At 61.5% G+C, this 20,963-nt stretch carries 17 protein-coding genes; 10 read left to right on the top strand and 7 right to left on the bottom strand.

From position 1 onward, the window contains the following. Positions 1-28: 28 nt before the first annotated feature. The 5 genes from KO536_RS06195 to KO536_RS06175 form a co-directional block, all read right to left on the bottom strand. Positions 29-1,789, bottom strand: a complete 1,761-nt coding sequence (locus KO536_RS06195; RefSeq protein WP_219261447.1) for an FAD-binding protein — start codon at positions 1,787-1,789, stop codon at positions 29-31. After that, positions 1,786-3,531, bottom strand: a complete 1,746-nt coding sequence (locus tag KO536_RS06190; RefSeq protein ID WP_219261446.1) for an FAD-binding protein — start codon at positions 3,529-3,531, stop codon at positions 1,786-1,788. Before KO536_RS06190 ends, KO536_RS06195 begins: the two co-directional genes overlap by 4 nt. Before the next feature lie 59 nt (positions 3,532-3,590). Further along, complete coding sequence (locus tag KO536_RS06185) at positions 3,591-4,778, bottom strand: acyl-CoA dehydrogenase family protein (RefSeq protein WP_219261445.1); 1,188 nt, start codon at positions 4,776-4,778, stop codon at positions 3,591-3,593. A gap of 135 nt (positions 4,779-4,913) precedes the next feature. Continuing rightward, positions 4,914-6,479: an amidase gene (locus tag KO536_RS06180; protein ID WP_219261444.1), complete on the bottom strand. Its 1,566-nt coding sequence runs from the start codon at positions 6,477-6,479 to the stop codon at positions 4,914-4,916. Between the two features lie 59 nt (positions 6,480-6,538). After that, positions 6,539-7,975, bottom strand: coding sequence for a coniferyl aldehyde dehydrogenase (locus KO536_RS06175; protein ID WP_219261443.1), 1,437 nt, complete (start codon positions 7,973-7,975; stop codon positions 6,539-6,541). A gap of 173 nt (positions 7,976-8,148) precedes the next feature. On the opposite strand from KO536_RS06175, the gene KO536_RS06170 reads away from it, so the two are divergent. From KO536_RS06170 to KO536_RS06145, 6 genes are all read left to right on the top strand, one after another. Further along, positions 8,149-9,129 (top strand): flavin reductase family protein, encoded by a 981-nt coding sequence (locus KO536_RS06170; protein WP_219261442.1) that lies wholly within the window; start codon positions 8,149-8,151, stop codon positions 9,127-9,129. A gap of 25 nt (positions 9,130-9,154) precedes the next feature. Further along, positions 9,155-9,928, top strand: a complete 774-nt coding sequence (locus KO536_RS06165) for a glucose 1-dehydrogenase (protein ID WP_219261441.1) — start codon at positions 9,155-9,157, stop codon at positions 9,926-9,928. Positions 9,929-10,001: 73 nt separating this feature from the next. Next, positions 10,002-10,793 (top strand): fumarylacetoacetate hydrolase family protein, encoded by a 792-nt coding sequence (locus KO536_RS06160; RefSeq protein ID WP_219261440.1) that lies wholly within the window; start codon positions 10,002-10,004, stop codon positions 10,791-10,793. Between the two features lie 21 nt (positions 10,794-10,814). Next, the gene (locus tag KO536_RS06155) at positions 10,815-11,744 is read left to right on the top strand and encodes an acetaldehyde dehydrogenase (acetylating) (RefSeq protein WP_133077422.1); all 930 of its coding nucleotides are present in this window, start codon (positions 10,815-10,817) and stop codon (positions 11,742-11,744) included. A gap of 10 nt (positions 11,745-11,754) precedes the next feature. Then, positions 11,755-12,777, top strand: coding sequence for a 4-hydroxy-2-oxovalerate aldolase (gene dmpG, locus KO536_RS06150; RefSeq protein ID WP_219261439.1), 1,023 nt, complete (start codon positions 11,755-11,757; stop codon positions 12,775-12,777). Between the two features lie 73 nt (positions 12,778-12,850). Then, complete coding sequence (locus tag KO536_RS06145; RefSeq protein WP_219261438.1) at positions 12,851-14,164, top strand: MFS transporter; 1,314 nt, start codon at positions 12,851-12,853, stop codon at positions 14,162-14,164. Here KO536_RS06145 and KO536_RS06140 read toward each other — a convergent pair. Together KO536_RS06140 and KO536_RS06135 are read right to left on the bottom strand one after the other, a co-directional pair. Further along, positions 14,137-15,219, bottom strand: a complete 1,083-nt coding sequence (locus KO536_RS06140; RefSeq protein WP_219261437.1) for a nitronate monooxygenase family protein — start codon at positions 15,217-15,219, stop codon at positions 14,137-14,139. The two genes, KO536_RS06145 and KO536_RS06140, sit on opposite strands and share 28 nt — an antisense overlap. A 91-nt stretch (positions 15,220-15,310) precedes the next feature. Beyond that, positions 15,311-16,870 (bottom strand): murein L,D-transpeptidase, encoded by a 1,560-nt coding sequence (locus KO536_RS06135; RefSeq protein WP_219261436.1) that lies wholly within the window; start codon positions 16,868-16,870, stop codon positions 15,311-15,313. A 144-nt stretch (positions 16,871-17,014) separates the two neighbouring features. On the opposite strand from KO536_RS06135, the gene KO536_RS06130 reads away from it, so the two are divergent. The 4 genes from KO536_RS06130 to KO536_RS06115 all read left to right on the top strand — a co-directional run bounded on the left by KO536_RS06130 (position 17,015) and on the right by KO536_RS06115 (position 20,936). Then, the gene (locus KO536_RS06130; protein WP_219261435.1) at positions 17,015-17,734 is read left to right on the top strand and encodes a murein L,D-transpeptidase catalytic domain family protein; all 720 of its coding nucleotides are present in this window, start codon (positions 17,015-17,017) and stop codon (positions 17,732-17,734) included. A 53-nt stretch (positions 17,735-17,787) separates the two neighbouring features. Further along, positions 17,788-18,645, top strand: a complete 858-nt coding sequence (locus KO536_RS06125; RefSeq protein ID WP_219261434.1) for a GNAT family N-acetyltransferase — start codon at positions 17,788-17,790, stop codon at positions 18,643-18,645. A gap of 223 nt (positions 18,646-18,868) precedes the next feature. Further along, the gene (locus tag KO536_RS06120; protein ID WP_219261433.1) at positions 18,869-19,639 is read left to right on the top strand and encodes a FadR/GntR family transcriptional regulator; all 771 of its coding nucleotides are present in this window, start codon (positions 18,869-18,871) and stop codon (positions 19,637-19,639) included. Between the two features lie 94 nt (positions 19,640-19,733). Beyond that, a complete protein-coding gene (locus KO536_RS06115; protein ID WP_219261432.1) occupies positions 19,734-20,936 on the top strand; it encodes an ABC transporter substrate-binding protein in 1,203 nt (400 codons plus the stop codon). Positions 20,937-20,963 lie beyond the last annotated feature (27 nt).

Raw genomic sequence — 20,963 nt, 5'->3', positions numbered from 1 at the left:
ATACTCATCACATTCGGGCTATTTACGCTCAAGGGGTCACCTTTGTGGATTCTGTGGGCGCGGGCTTGCTCGCGCTGGCATCATCGCGCTCACCGATGGAAACCGCGCCGCCTGCATCACGCGCAAGCCCGCTCCCACAAGCAGCAGCCAGCCCCGCACGGCGCCCCGAAAACACGCAGTCAGCCAGCGACAGTCCGCTGATGTAGAGGTGTGACGCCACGCCGATGGCTGTGCGCCCCGCACTGAACAGGCCCGCAATCGGCTGGCCTTGTGCGTCCAGTACTGCACCATTTGACTCATCCACCTTAAGGCCGCCCAACGTCAGCGCCCCCAGGGGGAATATCGGATTGCCAACGCTGATATCGCAGGCATAAAACGGCCCTTTGTCCAGCACCTGACGGCTGCCTTCAGACTTGCCAAAGGGATCCGGTGCGTCGCCTCGGGCGCCGGCGTTGTAGGCGCGCAATGCACCACTCAACTCCCCGGCCTGCATGCCACAGGCCGTCGCCAACCGGTCAGGGTTGGCGCCCTTGCGTACCTTGAGCAGCATCAAGGCCAGCGCCGGCAAGGTCTGGAACCACCAATAGCCACCAAACAGCGCCTGGCGGATCGCCTGCTTGCGCAAGCGTGCATCCATTACCAGCCAGGCCTGCCCCCCCTGCTCTTCGCACAACGGCTGGCCCAGGGTGGCGCCGTAGACTTCTTCGTTGCAAAACCGTTGGCCGAGGGTGTTGACCACAATGCCCTTGGGCCAACAGTGCGGCGGGTTGATAAAGCGCCAGGCCGATACCCGACTCAAACGCTCGCTTCTGGCACCCACCGACTGCCCCAGCAGCAGGCCGCTACCATCGCAACCGGTAGCGCCGACCTTGAAGTTGCGGCGAAAGTTGGGCGCATGATCGCGGATCAGCCCGCGGTTGAAGATAAACCCCCCGGTGCTGAGAATGACGGCGCGCCTGGCCCGGATCAGCACCGGCTGCCCATGATCGCGCTCCAGCTGGCTGACTTTTTGCCGCAGGCGATCGCAATAGCCGGGGGCGAAATTTTGCAGGCGCTCGGCCCGTGCCGCCAGGCGTGCATGCAAGCGCGCTTCGCGACTGCCCTCGGGCAAGCTCCAGAACTCGGCGCCAACCACACGCCCGCTGGCATCCACCACCAGACGCCGGGCAGCGGATTGCAGCAAGGGTTGCACTCCGGCACGCAGGCAGGCGGCTTTCAAGTGGGCGTACAACACCGCGCCGCACTGGCCCTTGCCTACGGTGCGATGACCCCGTGGCGCCGGGGGTTGATCACCGCCGTGGGAGGGCACCAGCTCATTGCCCGAGTAATACAGGAAGTAGCCATCGGACGGGTATGAGGTCTTGCCCCCCGGCGGCATGCTATGGGCGTAGCGGGCACCGTGACTCTCAAGCCAGTCGAGGTTGCTGACGCTGTCGTCGCAAAACTTTTGCAGGGTGGCATCGCTGATCACACCCCGGGTTTCGTGCTTGAGGTAGTCGAACATCGCTTGCGTGCTGTCGTTGAACCCTGCGGCCTGCTGGTGCCGGGTCCCACCGCCTGCATACACCACGCCTCCGCTCTTGGCACTGGCACCGCCACCGGTAAAGCGGTCGGCCACGATCACATGGGCGCCATTGCTTCTGGCCTCCAGCGCAGCGCAGGCGCCTGCCGCGCCCCAGCCGATCACCAGCACGTCGCAGGTGTCTTGCCAGTCCCGTGCGGTCAGTCGTTCGACCTGCAAGGGCGCGAGGATCTTGCTGTTGCTGGAGGTGTTCTTCGCTCGGCTCATGACAGTGCTCGTACCTTGGCGCTGGCGGTTGCCGACACGCTGCTGGCAATATGGTTGGCAGCGATGTAGCCGAAAGTCATTGCCGGGCCCAGGGTGCCACCGGCACCGGGGTAGCTGATGCCCATCACCGATGCCGAGCAGTTGCCGATGGCATACAGGCCAGGGATTGGCTGGCCGTCTTCACGTACGACCTGAGCGTGCTGGTTGGTCAGCAATCCGCCCTTGGTGCCGATATCCCCGGCATCCAGGCGCATGGCGTAATACGGGCCTTTGCGTAACGGTGCCAGGCACGGGTTGGGCTTGATATTGCTATCGCCGTAGTAGCGATCGAACACGTTGCCACCGCGATCGAAGTCAAGATCGACCCCGGTTTGGGCGTAACTGTTGATTTTTTGCACGGTGCTGCTCAAGCCCTTGGCATCGACCCCGATTTGGATGGCCAGCGCGTCCAGGCTGTCGGCCTTCCAGTACACGGCATTGAGCCATTCCTTGCGCAGACGGCTGTCGGGGACCACCTGGGCCGGCATCAACGGGCCCATGGCGTAGTGGAAACGGAAGTGACCATCGAATATCACCCACGACGGCACCGAGCGGCCGCCGGTCTTGCGGTTGTCTGTGTACATGGCATCGACGAATTCCAGGTACGGCGCCGCTTCGTTGACAAAGCGATGCCCCAGGCTGTTGACCACAATGGCCCCCGGGAACGCCCGTTCGGCAAACACGCCACGGGGTTTTTCCTCGCCTGGCACGGCAATGGTCGGAGCCCACCAGGCCCAGTCCATCAGCGCCGTGGCCGCACCGATATTGATCCCCGCCTCAAGTGCAGCCCCGGTGTTGTTGCCCGGTGGCGTAGCGCTCCAGCTGGCCCGGGTGGGTTGCGGCAAGTATTTCTCGCGCAGGGTTTGATTCTGCTCAAAGCCGCCGGAGCCAAAAATCACCCCACGGCGGGCCTTGATTTCCAGGACTTTGCCACCCGTTGCAACCTTGATGCCGCTGACCCGATCACCGTCGAGCAACACATCCTGAAAGTCGGTGTTGAGCCATAAAGGCACGTTGCGATCCATCAGGGAGCGGCGCAACGACGCCACCAGGGAGCTGCCCAGTGCGGCGCGGCGGTCGTATTTGCTTTTGCGGCGCCATTTGAAGTCGAGTTTGTAGCGGGCCATCAGCTTGAAAATCAGCCATTGCCAGCCAAAGCCGCGGGCCATGGCCTTGTGCGCGTCGCGGGCCGTCCAGGCAATGCAGCCCATCAGCAGGGTCGACGGCGAAGGCTTGCGCAGGTTGGGCAGTTCTTCGGCCAGCAGGCTGGTGTCGAACAGCTCCGGGTCCAGGGTGCGACCACCCGGCAAGGCACCAGGCAGTTGCGGGTAGTAATCGGGGTATTTGTCGGCCACGGCGTAACGCACGCGGCTGTTGTCGGTGAGCTTTTTGATCATCGGCGCGGCGTGGTCCAGATACGCCTGCAGGCGCTGTGGATCAACGTGCTCGCCGGCCGCGGCCTTGAGGTATTGCAGGGACAGCTCAGGGCTGTCCTGCCCGCCAATGGCAGCAAAATAATGGTTGTTCGGGATCCAGATACCACCGCCCGAAATCGCCGAGGTACCGCCATATTTATCGCTTTTTTCGACAATCAGAACCGACAGGCCCTGATCAGCCGCAAACAGGGCCGAGGTCATGGCGCCGGCACCGGAACCGACAACAATTACGTCATAACTGGACTGAGACTGATTGTGAGCCGTCATTATTGCTATGCCTTGCGCTGAGGTCAGAGGTTGATCACCGGGTCAGAGAATTGACCCGATCAGACAAAAGGGTCCGCGTTGGGCAGGCCCAGCTGTACAAGACCGTAACTGCGGCGGTAAGCCGCCTCGTTGTTGGCGATATGCCCGCGAGCCTGGTGCAGGTCACGGAAATAACGCCCCACCGGGTTGGTGTTGTACAAGCCCGAAGCGGCCATGCAGCGCAGCAGGTCACTGACCCGATCGGCGCAGACGTTGGTCACGTGGGAGGACTGGTAGCGATACAACAAACGGGTCTCGACATCCGGGTATTCCCCGGCAGCGGCCAGCGCCAACAGGTGCCCGTAGTTACGCATCAGCACCAGCTTGAGCGAGTCGACGGTGATGATGGCTTCGGCCACGACCGCTTGGGCCGCCGGGTCTTCGGCGGTTTTGGTACCGTGCTTGCCGATGTGCTTTGCTGCGTTGTCACGGAACTCGTTGATGGCCCCTTGCAAGGCACCAAGGGCCGACGTCGATACAGCGCGGGCAAACACCTGGGCAAACGGGATGGAGTACATCGGGTTGGTGTTGACCTGGCACCCCGGCGTAGCTTCGATGCTGTAGTTATTGGTGCGCTGGAGCCGGTGGGCCGGGACAAAAGCGTCTTCGACAACAATGTCGTGGCTGCCGCTGCCACGCAGGCCCAGTACGTCCCAGTTCTGTTCGATGCGATAGTCGCTGGCCGGAATCAGGAAGGTGCCGTGTTCGGTAGGGCCTGTTTCGTCTTGCGGTACGATGCCGCCGAGCAGGCACCACTGTGCATGCTGGCTGCCACTGGAAAAGCCCCAGCGTCCGCTGACCTGATAACCACCCTTGACCGGCGTGACCCTGGCCACCGGCATATAGGTGGACGCCACCAGCTCGGAGCTGTCCTCGCCCCAGACATCACGCTGGGCCTCCATCGGGTAACGCGCCAGTTGCCACGGATGCACCCCCACCACGCCAAAGACCCAGGCAGTGGACATACAGCCTTCAGCCAGGGTCATCTGGATTTCAAAAAAGGTACGCAGGTCGACTTCATGGCCGCCCCAAATCCTGGGCTGCAGGGCGCGAAACAAACCGGCTTCTTGCATGTCGCGAATGGTTTCGTCGGGCAGTTTGCAGTCTTTGTCAGCCTGGACTGAACGGCTTTTGAGCGCAGGAATCAGATTGCGCGCACGTTGCAGCAACTCAAGCTCAATCGGACTTTTCTCTCGTATCTGATCCATCCGTGCGTTCTCCGTCAGTCTCTCGCTGCGCGAATGTGCGGGCGGTGCATGACGAATAATCCTGCCTGCACGACGGTGGATCATCGTCAAAGCGGACTAGACACACGGCATCACACTGAGCCCGCTCCCACCTCCTCAGAGAATCGGCAATTTCGCGAAAGGCCGCACCTGTTCAATCTGCGCACTCAGACGCAGCAATATGTCTTCGCCGCCCAGGGGCCCGGTGAACATCATGCCGATGGGCAGGCCGTTGTCGCTCATGCCCACCGGCAAGGAAATGGCCGGCTGGCCGCTGACGTTGGCCAATACGGTAAAGGCCGCGCTGCCCATGGCATTGTGGGCATAGCTCTCCCAGGGCTGATTGAGGCTCAAGAGCCCCAGGTCCGGCGTGACATTGGCCGTCACCGGCGACAGGATCACGTCAAACGTCTGGAACTGATCTTCCATGTAGCCGCCGATGGTTTCGAACGACTGGCGCGCACGGTACAGGCCTTCTCCAGTGACTTTTTGGGCATTGCCCAGCACCACCTGGGTGATGCGCTCGTAGTCATCGGCAGTTGCGCTTCGCCCCAGCACTTGCTCACGATCGTGAACCATCGTCAGCAATGCATCGCCAATCACCGAACCATGGGCACCGAACAACTGCCTCGGATCGACGTTCAGGCGCAGTTCTTCAACTTCATGCCCCAGGGCTGCCAGGCGTTTGGCGGTGTCGTCCAGCACCCTCGCCACCTCAGGGTCCAGCGGTGCGCCGGTCAGCGAGTCACGTACCACGCCGATGCGCAAGCGACCGGGGGCCGTGCGCAGCTCTTCGACATAAGGGCGCACCAGCGGCTTGGCCCAGTACGGGCTGCCGGTCTCGTGCCCCTGCCCCGCATCCATGAACAACGCCATATCGCGCACATTGCGCGACACCACGTTGCCTACGCTGGCACCAAACCAGCCCTCATATTTTCCCGGACCGCTGGGGGTGCGGTAGCGCGTCGGCTTGAGTCCGACCAGGCCGCAATAGGACGCGGGAATCCGGATCGAACCGCCGCCGTCTGTGGCGTGGGCCACCGGAACAATCCCCGCTGCAACTGCCGCAGCCGCCCCACCGGATGAGCCGCCCGCGCTTTTTGCCAGATTCCACGGGTTGCGGGTTTGCCCCCACAGCAGGGATTCGGTGGTGGTGGTCAACCCGAACTCCGGGCAGGTGGTCTTGCCAAACGGCACGGCACCGGCCGCCTGATAACGGGCAATCAGGGTGCTGGTATGGGGGGCCAGCGGTGCATCTTTGTAGAGCCGGCAGCCATTTGTGGTGCGGGTGCCTTCCAGGTAGGTATTGAGGTCCTTGATCAGAATCGGCACACCGGCCAGAGGGCCCGTGGTCGATGCACCGCTGGCAGCACGGGCCTTGAGCAGCCCGTTGGCGTAGTCGTCATGGCGCATGTTGACGGCATTGACCCTGGGATTGACCGCATCACATCGGGCCATGGCCGCCGCGAGCAGATTTTGCGGGCTGAGTTCGCCTTTCTGTATGGCACGGGCCATGTCCGTGGCGTCCATTGCCAGGTACTCGGCAGGCGACAGCGCATCGGTGCTGTCGGCATGTGCAAAGCGTCCCAGCAGACCGGCACCCACGGCCAGAGCACCGGCCTTGAGAACGTGTCGACGCTGCCAGCCGGTGGATTCTTCAGGTGTTTGAGCAGGGTTGTGCAAGGTCAATCTCCAGAACAGATTGTGTTGTTTCAGGCGCCAGGGTCCTGTGGGGGCGGGATTCAGTCAGCCGTGACCATCGATTGCATGGTGGGCAAAAAGTGCTCGCCATACGGCGGCAGCAGGCCCCACTCACGCCGCGGGTCATGGGCCGGGGCCTTGTAAACGGTGCGCATATGGCTGAATTCCAGGAAGCCTTCACGGCCGTGATAATGCCCCATGCCCGAGGCGCCGATCCCGCCAAACGGTGCGTCGTGCAGAGCCGCATGCATCATCACGTCATTGATGCTCACGCCACCGGAAATCGTGTGCTGCAGCACATGGCGCTGCTCTTCTTCACTCTGACCAAAGTAATACAGCGCCAGCGGGCGCTCGCGAGAGTGAATGTCGCCCAGCGCCCGATCAATCTGCTCATAGGGCAGCAACACCAGCGCCGGGCCGAAGATTTCTTCGTGCATGATCTGGCTGTCGCGAGGCGGGTTGATCACCACCTGCAGCGCCCGCCGACGGGTTCGGGCGTCGGCCTCGGGTGCCTGCGGGAAGCTCTCGATCCGGGCGCCCCGCTCGCGGGCATCCTGCACGTAGCCGTCGATGCGTTGCACATGGCGGGCATTGACCACCGCCACCACATCCGGGTTGTCGTCCGTGGTGGGGAGCAATTCACTGTAGGCAGTGCCCAGCAGGCCGATAAAATCTTCCATCAGCTCGCGCGGCACATACACCACGTCCGGGTTGATGCAAATTTGCCCACCGTTATTGGCTTTGGCCACCGCAATGCTGAAGGCAGCCTTGGCCAGATCTGCGCTGCGGGAAATGATCACCGGGGACTTGCCTCCCAACTCCAGGGTCAATGGCACCAGATTTTCAGCCGCATTGCGCATGACCGAACGTGCCACTGCGGTGCTGCCGGTAAACACCAGATGGTCGAAGGGTTGCGAGGTGAAGACCTGCGCCAGCCCGGCATCTCCGGTCACCACACCGACTTCGAGTGGGTCAAACACGTCGGCAAAGGCCTGGGCCAGAACCCGGGCGGTGCGGGGCACCACTTCGGACGGTTTGAGAATGGCGCGGTTGCCCGCCGCCAGTACGCAGGCCAAAGGACTGAGCAAGGTGAACAGCGGCGCATTCCAGGTACCCAGAATGCCGATGGAGCCTTTGGGCTGGTGCATCACCCAGGCTTTGGCACCCAGTTGGTCATAAGGCGAAAACACCTCTCGCGGCTCATCTTCAACCCAGTGGGCAAGGTGATCGCGAGCATATTTGAGTGATGCCAGCGAACCCAGAACATCATTCATCAACGAGAAGCCCTGGGGGCGACCGCCAAAATCTTCATCCATAGCCTCGATCAGTGGCTGCTGATAGCGCACCACGAGCTCTATCACGCGCTGAATGCGTGCCCGTCGCAGCTCTGCGCTGACGTGCCCGGCATCGACAAAGGCTTGTTTTTGCGCCGCCAACAGGCTGGACAGCTGTTCTGGAGCAGTGCTGCTGAACGTCATGGATGAGTCCTCTGATACACCGGTTCAATGAGCTGACCCTAGTGAATAGCGCCCCGATTAGCCTCGTCCAATCGGACCATAATCGGCTGTATTCGTTAGTCCATTAAGACGATGTAGCGCACCGCTTCGGGGCGAATACTGCCAGCACGAAAATCCAATCCATGAGGTTCGTCATGGCAATGCAAAGCAGTTTCGACCCGCAGGCATTCCGTACCGCGCTGGGTACCTTTACCACCGGGGTGACGATCATCACCACCCAGGCTGAAGATGGATCGCCCATCGGCATTACGGCCAATAGTTTCAATTCGGTGTCGCTTAACCCGCCGCTGGTGCTGTGGAGTCTTGCCAAGTCCGCTCGCAGCCTGCCGGTGTTCAGTTCCGGAAAGCACTGGAACGTGCATGTGCTGTCGACCGAACAGGAACCTCTGTCCGGACGTTTTGCGATGCAGGGCGAGAACAAGTTTGCCGAAATCGAACTCGACAACGGCATCAGCGAAGCACCGCTGCTGCAGGACTGCACCGCCAGGTTTCAGTGCCGCACGGCCTTTCAATATGAAGGCGGCGACCATGTGATTTTTGTCGGCGAAGTGCTCGCCTTCGATCACAGCGACCGCGCACCACTGGCCTTTCAAAGCGGCCAATATGCCCTGGCGACCCGTAAACCACGTAGCGAGCTGCGCCTGGCAACCACTCCGCCACCGCCGGAATGCAGCTACACCGAAGACTTGCTCGGGTACCTGCTGGGCCGCGCCCATTACCAGTTGCTCGACGCCCTGCACCGCCTGCTCAACCATCAGCAGCTGGACGAGCATGCCTTCTTTATCCTTTCGGTCCTGTGTATTCGCGACAACCTGACCCTGGATGAAATCAATCATTTCGTCAGTTACACCGTGCATGTCGTGACCGTGGCAAGCATGCGTTTTCTTGAAAAGCAGAATCTGGTCGCCCTCGAAGGCAGCCAGCAGGCACCGCGTTATGTGCTGACCGCCAAGGGCCGTGAAGCGTCGCTGCAACAAGTGGCACTGGCCAAGGCCGTGGAGGAAAACGTGTCGGCCAGGCTCGCTCCCGGCGATGCCCAGGCCCTTAAAGTGCTGCTCAAGCGCCTGATTGCCGCCAGTGATCCCGGCTTGCCCGATCTGTGGGCGCCCCGCTAAATCCCTAGAAGGAACAGGACCCTTTATGAACATTATTCAACGCTTCAACCTGACCGGCAGCGTGGCCGTCATCACCGGCGGCGGGCGCGGCATTGGCCGCGGTATCGCCCTGGCCTGCGCCGAGGCAGGCGCCGATGTGGTACTGGCAGCCCGTACCTTGAGCGACGTTGAAGCTGTGGCCGAAGAAGTTCGCCGTCTGGGGCGCCGCGCCCTGGCCCTGAGCTGCGACGTGACTGACGCCGAGCAGCGCAGCGCGGTGATCAGCCAGGCCCGGGAGCACATGGGGCGTATCACCCATCTGGTGAACAACGCAGGCGGCGCAGGCCCCAACGATCCGCTGACCCTGAGTGTCGAGCGCTTCGAAGAAATCATGCGTTTTAACGTGTCATCGGCCTATCACCTGAGCCAGCTGTGCGTGCCGCACATGCGCGATGCGGGCAGCGGCAACATCATCAATATCACCTCGGGCGCGGCGCGCTATGCCCAAACCCAATTCAGCGCCTATGGCACCGCCAAGGCTGCGCTCAGCCACATGACCCGTTTACTGGCCCAGGATTTCGCCCCGCTGGTGCGGGTCAACGGGATTGCCCCCGGCCCGGTACTGACCGACGCCTTGAACCGTGTGCTGCCGGTTGCCATGCGCGAAGGCATGATCAAAGCCACCCCGCTGCAAAGCCTGGGCGAAGTTGAAGACATCGCGGCAGCGGCGCTGTACCTGGCCTCCCCGGCTTCACGCTGGGTCACCGGCAAGATCCTGGAAGTGGACGGAGGGGCAGAGTCGAGCGTTTGGCCGGGCTAGTACAGGGCACTACAAACGGTGTGGGAGCGGCTTGTTCCCACAAGGGGTTTTTCAGTTTCAAGAGAGCGTATTTATGGACACACAGTTGATTGAAGCCCTGGGCGATGAGCTGTTTCATGCGTTGCGCGAGCGCCGCAGCCTGCAGCCACTGACCCAGCGTTACCCGGACTTGACGCTGGACATGGCGTACCGGATTTCCCTGCGCTTTTTGCAACGCCGCCAGGCACTTGGCGAGCAGGTGATTGGCAAGAAAATCGGCGTCACCAGCCGTGCCGTGCAGGAAATGCTGGATGTGCATCAGCCCGATTTCGGTTTCCTGACCGATTCCATGCAGGTCCCGGACAGCAGCGATGTGAGCTTCGCCACCCATCAGTTGGTGCAACCACGGGCCGAAGGCGAGATCGCATTTATTCTCGGCGAAGACCTGCACGGCCCCGGCATTACCGCTGAAGACGTCATGGCTGCCAGCCTTTGGGTGGCGCCGTGTTTCGAGATTGTCGACTCGCGTATCGCCGACTGGAAAATCCGCATTCAGGACACCGTGGCCGACAACGCTTCGTGCGGCGTGTTCGCCTTGGGTGAGCAACGTATCAACCCCCGCGAACTGGACCTGGCCAAGGTCGAACTGCACATGCTGAAAAACGGCCAGCCAGCCGGTAACGGTTTCGGCTCGGCAGTACAGGGACACCCCTGCGCCGCCGTGGCCTGGCTGGCCAATACCCTGGGCAAGTTCGACATCCCGTTTCGCAAGGGTGAAATCATCCTTTCCGGAGCCTTGGCGCCGCTGGTGCCGGTGCAACCCGGCGATGAGGTCAGCCTGACCCTCAGCGGTCTGGGCTCTGCCCGCCTGCGCTTCGTGCCCTAACCCCTGTTCGAGAGCTTTCCCATGACCAAAAAGATCAAATGTGCCCTTATCGGGCCGGGCAATATCGGCACCGACCTGCTCTACAAGTTGCTGCGCAGTGACGTACTGGAACCGGTCTGGATGGTGGGCATCGACGCCACCTCCGAAGGCCTGAGCCGTGCCCGCGAGATGGGCCTCAAAACCACCAGTGACGGGGTCGACGGGCTGTTGCCCCATGTGCTGGCCGACAATATCCAGATTGCCTTCGATGCCACGTCGGCTTACGTTCACGCCGAAAACAGCCGCAAGCTCAATGAGCTGGGCGTGCTGATGATTGACTTGACCCCTGCCGCCATCGGCCCGTACTGCGTGCCCCCGGTCAACCTCAAGGCTAACCTCAAGCGCGGCGCGATGAACGTCAATATGGTCACGTGCGGCGGCCAGGCCACCATTCCTCTGGTGGCGGCTGTCAGCAGCGTGCAACCGGTGGCGTATGCCGAGATCGTTGCCACGGCGGCGTCCAAATCGGTCGGCCCGGGCACGCGCAAGAATATCGACGAGTTCACCCGCACCACCGCCAGTGCCATCGAACAGGTGGGCGGCGCCAAAAAAGGCAAGGCGATCATTATCGTCAACCCGGCCGAGCCACCGCTTATCATGCGCGACACCGTGCACTGCCTGACTGAAACCGAACCGGATCAAGCCGCGATCAGCCTGGCCATTGCCAACATGATCGAGCAGGTACAGCAGTACGTCCCGGGTTACAAGCTGGTCAACGGGCCGGTGTTTGATGGCAACCGCGTGTCGATTTTCATGGAGGTAGAAGGCCTGGGCGACTACCTGCCCAAGTACGCCGGCAACCTGGACATCATGACTGCCGCCGCTGCGCGCACCGCAGAGATGTTCGCCGAGGAAATCCTCAAGGGTGAACTGCACCTCAAGGCATCTGCCCCTCAACCTGCCCTCGCTTAAGGAGTCGACCATGGATCTTCGCGGCAAAAAAATTACCGTGCATGACATGTGCCTGCGCGACGGCATGCACCCCAAACGTCACCAGATCAGCCTGCAACAGATGAAAGACATCGCCTGTGGCCTGGACGCCGCCGGTGTGCCCCTGATTGAAGTCACCCACGGCGACGGCCTGGGCGGCAGCTCGGTGAACTACGGGTTCCCGGCGCACACCGACGAGCAGTACCTGTCGGCCGTGATCCCGATGATGAAACAGGCCAAGGTTTCGGCCCTGCTGCTGCCCGGTATCGGCACCGTGGACCATCTGCAAATGGCTTATGAGCTGGGGGTCAATACAATCCGCGTAGCGACCCACTGCACCGAGGCCGACGTGTCGGAGCAGCATATTTCCTATGCACGCAAGCTGGGCATGGACACTGTGGGGTTCCTGATGATGGCCCATATGAACACCCCCGAAGGCCTGGTCAAGCAGGGCAAGTTGATGGAGAGCTTCGGCGCCAACTGCGTGTACCTCACCGACTCGGCCGGTTACATGCTGCCCCACGACATCAAGGCCCGGGTCGAGGCCCTGCGTGCGGCATTGCACCCGGACACCGAGATCGGCTTTCACGGCCATCACAACCTGTCCATGGGCGTGTCCAACTCCATTGCTGCCATCGAAGCCGGTGCCACACGCATCGACGCCGCAGCAGCCGGGCTGGGCGCAGGTGCGGGTAATACGCCGATGGAAATCCTGGTGGCAGTGTGCGACCGCATGGGCATTGAGACCGGAGTCAGCGTGTTCGGTATTCAAGATGTGGCTGAGGATCTCGTCGTACCGATCATGGACTTCCCGATCCGCAGCGATCGTGATGCCCTGACCATGGGCTATGCCGGGGTGTACGGCTCGTTCCTGCTGTTCGCCAAGCGCGCCGAGAAAAAATACGGCGTACCGGCGCGGGAAATTCTCGTCGAGATGGGACGTCGCGGCATGGTGGGCGGTCAGGAAGACATGATCGAAGACACTGCCATGACCCTGGCCCGCCAGCGGGCCTGAGGCTTTGCTCCTTTTGTCAGGGGCGCTGATCTGATCAGCGCCCTTGGCGTTTCCATCTGACAGGAATTCAACCATGCCCAATGCTCAGGTCGGCTGGCGCAGCCATGCTTTGCTGTTGTTGCTGGCGGCCATGTTTGCCGACAATTTTGTCGGCCGCCAGATTCTGGCGGTGATGATTGAACCGATCAAGGCAGAGTTCGGGGTCAGTGATACGGCGATGGGGCTGATCTCGGGCCTGGCATTTGCCGGAATCTACGCCCTCCTCGCCTTGCCTGCCGGGCGACTGGCAGATCGGATGTCCCGTACCCGACTGCTGGCGATTGCCTGCCTGTTATGGGCGGTGGCGACCATGATCTGTGGCCTGGCGGTCAGTTTCTGGATGCTGGCCGTGGCACGCATGGCGGTTGCCGTGAGCGAGTCGCCGACCACCTCGGCGTCGATGTCGGTCATTGCCGATTTGTACCCGCCACATCGCCGCTCGTTTGCCATCAGTTGCTTCACGGCCGCCCCGACCTTTTCCGCCGTCATCGGCCTGAGCCTGGGGGCGTGGGTGGTCGAGCAGTATGGCTGGCGCACGGCATTCATCGTGATCGGTCTGCCCGCACTGTTGTTCTCCACGTTGCTGGCCTTTGTCGCAAAAGACCCGGCCAGGGGCCGTTGGAGTCTGGCCAGCGCCCATGCTGCCCATCCCCTGCAAAGCATGGGCAGTGAAGCCCGCAAACTCTGGGCACTGCCCGCCTACCGCTGCCTGGTTCTGGCGGGCGGCCTGACCACGCTGGGCTCCTATGCGATCGGCATGTGGAACACCAGTTTCCTGGTGCGCTCCCACGGTTTGTCACTGCAACATGCAGGGCTGCTGGCAGGTTTCATCTGTGGCGGTTTTGCCGGGATCGGCGCGTTGTTCAGCGGTTGGCTGAGCGACCACCTGACGCCACGCAACCCGCACTGGCAAGTGGGTATCCCGGTGATCGGCAATGTGGCCGCGCTGGCTGCGCTGTTCGCCTATCTGCTGTGGCCAAACACGGTGTGGACGCAACTGGGCAGCGTGCCCGTCCCCAGCTCGATGCTGTGGTGCGCGCTGTACAGCTTTTTTGTGGTGTGGTGGGTGGCGCCGTCTTACAACCTGGTCACCCAACTGGTCCCTGCCAACCGCCTAGGCACGGCCATGGCCTTGCAGACCATCATCTCGACAGTGTTGGGGGTTGGGGTTGGTCCTTTGCTGGCCGGACTGTTCAGTGATGCCTTGCAACCGTCCTTCGGCGTTGAATCCCTGCGCTACGCGTTATTGCTGGTGAGTCTGCCGGTAGCCGGTGCGGTCGTGTTGCTGATCCGCACCTCCACCCATGCTGCACACACCCATTATTTAGCGGCGGAGCGTGCGGCATAGTCATCGACAAATTTGCGGGTCAGCTTATAGGACGACAGCTCGGCCGTGCGTCCGGGGCTCAAGGGGAAGGCCTGGCCCGCCCACAGGTTGATGAAGTCTGCGCAGCCAGGGTCGGATTTGGCCTTGAGCGGTAATAACACACCGCCCGCCAGCGGGAAGGCAGGTGCCTGCGTATTGATCGGGCCCAGTTCGCGCATCACCCGATTGACGATGCCGCGGGCCGGTCGACCGGTGAACAGGTTGGTGAGCGCGGTGTCACTGGCGTCGGCTTCGCGCAAGGCACGGTGATGGGGTGCGGCCAGTTTCGCCTGCGGGCAAAACAGGTAGGCGGTGCCGATTTGCACGGCGCTGGCCCCCAGCGCAAACGCCGCCGCAATACCCCGTGCATCGGCGATGCCGCCTGCGGCAATTACCGGTATGTCCACGGCATCGACGATTTGCGGGACCAGGGCAAAGGTACCGATTTGGGTAGTCAGCTCACGACTCAAGAACATTGCCCGATGCCCGCCAGCTTCGTAGCCCATGGCGATGATCCCGTCACAGCCGTGGCGTTCCAGCCATCGGGCCTCTTCGACCGTGGTGGCTGAACTGAGGATTTTTGCTCCGCAGGCCTTGACCCTGGCCACCAGCTCCGGGGCAGGCAGACCGAAGTGGAAACTCACCACTTCGGGGCGCAAGGCTTCGACCAGGGCGCAGGTGGCTTCGTCAAAGGGCGCGCGGCTCGACACGGGAGTGGGCGCGTCATAGTCGGCCCCAAGCTCGGTGTAGTAGGACTTGAACAACGACTTCCAGTGCTCGATCGCGGCTTCATCGTAAGCAGGGGCTTGATGGCAGAAAAAATTCAGGTTCAGGGGCTGCTCGCTCTCGGCCCGAAAGGCCGCCACTTCGGAGCGAATCGACTCAAGGTTCAACGTGGCACAGGCCAGAGAGCCCAGGCCACCGGCCTTGGCGACACCGATCATCATATCGGCGCCAGCGCCCAGCATGGGGGCCTGGATGATGGGATGGGTGATGCCGAGCAAGTCGATAAGGCGAGAATCGGGCCAGCAGCTCATGAGGGCACTCACGGGTAATGATCGGGATGCCAATACTAGCGGCTGGCTTGCGAAGGCGCAGCCTCGCACCGCTCGTCAGCGACTACAGTTCTTATTTCTTTCCGGCCAACGCCGCAATCAAAGCCGGGTCATGGTTGTAGATGTCTGGCGCATAGGTCACTTTTCCATCCTTGTTCGCCTGGGCCGTCCAGTAGGTCATCAAGATCGGCATCGGCCGGGACAATCTGAATTCATGGGTCAATCCCGTACTCAACAGCTCTTCGGTACGGGCCTTCTCGGCCGGTGTCACCAGCAAGTCACGCAGCTGGAAGACCGACTCGACCCGCACACAGCCCGAACTGAAAGCCCGCGGTCCCTTGCTGAACAACGCCTGGCTAGGGGTGTCGTGCAAGTACACCGAGAACGGGTTGGGAAACCGGATGGCAATTCGGCCCAGGGGGTTTCTCGGCCCCGCGCCCTGACGCAGAAGGATATTGCCCGGGCGGTCCCAGTCGATGTCCTGGGCCGCCAGCGGCTGGCCATTGCTGTCCACTATCTGCAGGTCCTGGCGGCTGAGGAAAGACGGATCGCGGCGGATCTGCGGCAGTTTGTCTTCGCGGAAAATGGTCGGCGGGATGGTCCAGGTCGGATTCAGGGTCAAGCGATTCACCCTGGATTTGAGCAACGGCGTCTGACGCTCGGCACGGCCAACCTGGGTGCGGGTCTGCCACACGGGCACGCCATTCTGGTACACGGTCAATTGTGCAGCAGGCACATTGATCAGGAGGCTGTCAGGCTCAAAATCCTGGGCTATCCAGCGAAATCGCTCAAGGTTGATGCGCAGCTGTTCGAGCCGATCCCGGGGGCTGATATTCAGCTCTTTCAAGGTCCCTGCCCCGATCACACCGTCGGCCTGCAGCGAGTGATCAAGCTGAAAGCTCTTCACGGCTGCCGCCAGCTCATTGGTGTAGGTGTGATCGACAGAAGCCGGCAGGTGGTTCAGGTAGCCTTCGTTGAGCAGCCGTCGGGCCAGTTCGGGCACCCGGGCATCCTGCATGCCGGGCCGCAACAAGGGGCCGCTGGCCAGAGGCTGCCATTGTGGCAGTGGTTGCAGACGCTGGCGGGCATAGACCCGGCGCAAGTTCTGATACAGCTCGCCTTGGGGACGCGCCTGGGCAAAGGCACGGGGAATATCGTTCAGGCCGGGTCCTGCCAGGGCCAGAATCCGCGCCTGACGGTCTTGCGGCACCTCGCTGGCATGCCATACCGGCTCGAACTGCGACTGGGGCAGACGCCCATAGTGCAGATCCTGCAATGCCTGCAGGTACTGCTGGCTGATCTCGATATCGGCGCACACGTCCCGAGTGGCTGGCAGCTTGTAGTTGTCAGGGTTCAGACCGTCATCCGCCAACTGCCCCAGTGCCGACTGCAAGGCGCTCAGGCGTTGGTTGTCGGTCCAGACCAACTGATCGTTTTGCCCCAGATAAAAACCCTGCAGCAGTTGTTTGGCAGCCCCATTGACTCGCGCCGCCAGGCCCGGGCAGTCCTGGGGCAGTTGACTGAGTGCCTGCTGAACCGGACTCAGGGAACCCTCAGGTAGGGGATCGGCTACAGCGACCAATGGCGCAGTCAGCAGGACAATGCTCAAGTAAAATGCGCGTTTTTTGAACAACTGCTTAACTCCAATTAAGGGCCGTCACCAGGTACATCAACTGAATCTGCAGTTACGGTAAACCCACAGGCTAGCATCTAACGCAGGATCGCCAAGTTATCGGCGCAGGATTGCCGGCCTGACATCATCGAGAACACGCTATTTATGCTTATCTTTTTACGTCGCCTTTGTTTCGCAGCCCTCGCACTGGCTGCAACCTGCAGCACTGCATACGCTGCCAATCCCCAACTGCTCAGCAAACTCAGCCATGCCGCCCCCGAACTCAACCCGCAGGCCCTGAAAAGCGCTCTGAGTGCCATGCAATGCGCGGTCAACAATGGTGCCAAGCAGGCCCAGCATCTGGCCGTGATCGACTTCTCCCAGCCTTCAACGGCACGACGGCTCTGGATCTTTGACCTGAACCGCAAGACGTTGGTTCTACGAGATCTGGTGGCCCACGGAAAAGAATCCGGCGAGAACTTCGCCACCAGTTTCTCCAACACCGAAGGCAGCAACCAGTCCAGCCTTGGGCTGTTCAGTACGCAGGAAAGCTATGTCGGCAGCCACGGCTATTCGTTGCGCATGGACGGCCTGGAGCCGGGCATCAATGATCAGGCCCGCGAACGGGCGATCGTGATCCACCCCGCAGATTACGTTAATCCGCTGTGGAGCAAGACCCAGGGCCGTATCGGCCGCAGCCTTGGCTGCCCGGCAGTACGCCCGCAAGTGGCGCGCAAGGTGGTCGACAAGCTCAAGAATGGCCAGTTCATGTTCGCCTGGTACCCCGACAAGCGCTGGCTGCAATCCTCGGCCTACCTCAACTGCCAGCCACGGCAGGTGGCAAGCATTGTGTCAGCCAGGCATGAGGTCATGCCCGGGGGTTGAAAGCGAAGGCGCAATGCCGGTACATAGTGCGTACATGTCCAAGGAGATTCACCATGTCCGCGCTGCACACGAGTGCCTGTATTTATCGTCCCATGACCCAGGCCGATTTACCCGCAGCCCACGGGCTGTCCTCGCAACTGGACTGGCCCCACCGACTGGAAGACTGGGGCCTGTTGCAGCGGGTCTTCAAAGGATTTGTAGCGACGGTCGATGAGCGTTTGATCGGTACGGCATTTGCCTGCCCCCAGGGCGACTTTGCAACCATTGGCCTGGTGGTGGTCAGCCCCGATTTTCAGGGCCAGGGCATTGGCCGCCTGCTGATGGAACAGGCACTCGACGCTTGCCAGCCAGGCACTCCGATCCTCAATGCCTCCGTTGCTGGCGTCCCGCTGTACCTGAGCCAGGGCTTTGTCGAGTTCGGCACCATTGAACAGCGCCAGGGCCTGGCCCACGCCGTGACACTTGAACCCCTTGCAGAAGATGAGCAGCTGCGTGACCTCTGCGAACAGGATCAGGCCCGGCAACTGTTGCTGGCCAACGCAGGCAGCGGGCTGGACCGAAGCGCCCTCTTCGAGCAGTTGCATGACATGATCGTGCACTCGGCGGGGATCGTGCGCGAGGGTCAACTACAGGCGTTTGCCCTGTTGCGCCGGGCCGGACGCGGTCACTGCATTGGCCCTGTCATTGCACAAAACACCCGCCAGGCCAGGCACCTGATCGCCACCCTGCTCGCCCGGATCCCCAACCAATTTGTGCGCATCGACGTCCCGATGGATAGCGGCCTGGGTGAATGGCTGACCCTGGCGGGCCTTGAACCGGTGGACCGCGTAACCCAGATGGCTCTAGGTACGCCCCCGCAGCCTGGCGACTTCGTACACCAGTTCGCACTGGTTTCCCAGGCCATTGGCTGAGCTGTCGAACGAGTAACCTGCCTCGCGAGCAAGCCCGCTCCCACAGGGGATGTGGGAGCGGGCTCGCTCGCGATAGCATCACTGCAGTACCCCGCCCTGCCGTTTCTTATCCGTTACCGACCCTTTTCCATTGAAAACGACACCTCCCCGGGCCTGTTGTTGACTCATCGGGCTCGGCGCTATTTATTACTATTAATCCGCATTAATACGATAAATAGAAAATATGCTCAGTCGCCCCCTGCACCGTAAACGCCAGAAGCTCTCCGATGTGATTGTCGAGTCGGTCAAGCGCTCGATCGTCACCGACGCACTCAAGCCCGGTGACCGGTTGCCCACGGAGCGGGAGCTGATGGAGAGCTTTCAGTGCTCCAAGGGCTCTGCCCGCGAAGCACTCAAGGCGCTGGAAGTCGAAGGCCTGGTCAACACCCGCACCGGCCCCAGCGGCGGCGCCTACCTGAATCAGGCCGGGACCGAGCCCGCCAGTCGAGCCCTGCGCAACTACCTGCACTTTCAGCACCTGGATGGCGAACAGGTTTACCAGTTGCGCAAGGTGATCGAAGTCGAACTCGCGGTGTCGGTGATTGGCCGACTGAGTGCCGAGGACTATCTGGCCCTGCAAGCCAACGTGGATTTTTGCAGCGCCCCCGAAGACAGTGAAGCCGGACAACGGGAACAGCGGCTGGCAGAGCTGGAATTTCATAACCTGCTGGCACGGGCATGCCCCAATCCACTGCTGAGTTTCATGGCGCAATTTCTCAACGATCTGCTGCGCGACCTGGTGGTGCTGAAGAAAGCCTACAAACCCAAGCGCAAGCAGTTCGACGCCGCCAACCTCGACTATCACAAGCAACTGCTGATTGCCTTGCAAGCAGAGGACGAAGCCTCTGTGCGCAGCCTGATGCACGAACACATGTGCGACGCCGAACATCATATGACCGCCCTCGAGGGCCAGGTCAGCCCGCATTTCCTGCTGGAATTCGATCACAACCACTAATCGCTGTGCCAATAAAAGGCCTGCCCACAGGCCATGATCCGCCGTTTGCCATTGCTACTCCTGCCAATAACTAATCAAACCAGGGAGTTTCCCCATGCAACGTCGCACTTTGTTGAAAGCAAGCCTGGCCGCTGCCAGTGCCCTGAGCCTTCCGCTGGGCATGCGCCATGCCTTCGCCTCCGAACCCTTTACCTTCTATGGCCTCAAGTCCATGTCCGGTGCCTTTGCCAGTTATGGCAAGTTCGCCGACATGGGCTCGCGCCTGGCGGTAGAGCAGTATCCGCAGTTGCTGGGCAGACCCCTGAACTACAAGGTGATCGACACCGAGGGCAACGCCGGCAAGGCGGTGCGCAAGGTACAGGAGGCGATTGCCCAGGACGGCGCGCGCTTCTTTCAGGGCTGTACCTTGTCGTCTTCAGCACTGGCCGTCGCAAAGGAAGTGGATAAGGCAGGCGGTGTCTTCATGACCCCCGTGGGTGCCGACGAAGTAACCGGCAAGGACTGCAACAAGGCGACGTTTCGCTGGTCGGTGCCCACCTACGGCGCCGTGCGCGAAACCCTGGTGCCGCTGATCAAGCGATTGCCCGAGGCCAAGCGCTGGTACACCATCACCCCGCAATATGTATTCGGCGAAGCACTGCTCGAGGGCACCAAAGAGGTGCTGAAGGAGCATGGCCTGGAACATGTCGGCAACAGCTATCACTCCCTGCAGGAACAGGAATTCTCCGGCTACCTGACCAATGCCATTGCTGCCAGGCCCGATGTGCTGGTGCTGCTCAACTTTGGCAGCCAGTCGTCCAACACCCTTCGCCAGGCGGTGAATTTCGGGATCAAGGAGCGAATGAACGTTCTGCTGGTGTGGTCGGCTGGTCTGGATCAATTCCAGGAACTGGGCAGCGACATTCTCGAAGGCGTTTACCTCGGCGCCCAGTACTGGCATCAGGTGGATACTCCGCTCAACCGCGAACTGGTCAAGATCACCAAGGCCAAATACGGGATCAATCCCACCTACCCCCTGGCCGCTGACTACATCAGTACCAAGGTCATGCTCGACACCATCGCTGCCACCGGCAGTTTCGATGGCCCCACGGTGGCCAAAGCCATGCAGGGCTTGAGCTACGAAGGCCCGACCGGCCCCGAATCGATTCGCGCCGGTGACCATCAGGTGATCAAGGATTACTACCTGCTGGTCGGCAAACCGGCTGACCAAATGAGTGACAAGGACGATCTCGCCCAAGTGGTCAGCTCCGGTCAGTCGTTTGCCCCGGTACAAGACACCGGCTGCGTTCTGGGCTGAGCCCCGGCACTTCTTCAGCTTTTGCTA

The sequence above is a fragment of the Pseudomonas sp. NKUCC02_KPG genome (assembly GCF_019345465.1).
GTDB lineage: Bacteria > Pseudomonadota > Gammaproteobacteria > Pseudomonadales > Pseudomonadaceae > Aquipseudomonas.
Note: the sequence above shows the minus strand (reverse complement) of the source record. Positions and strands in the feature narration are given on the sequence as shown.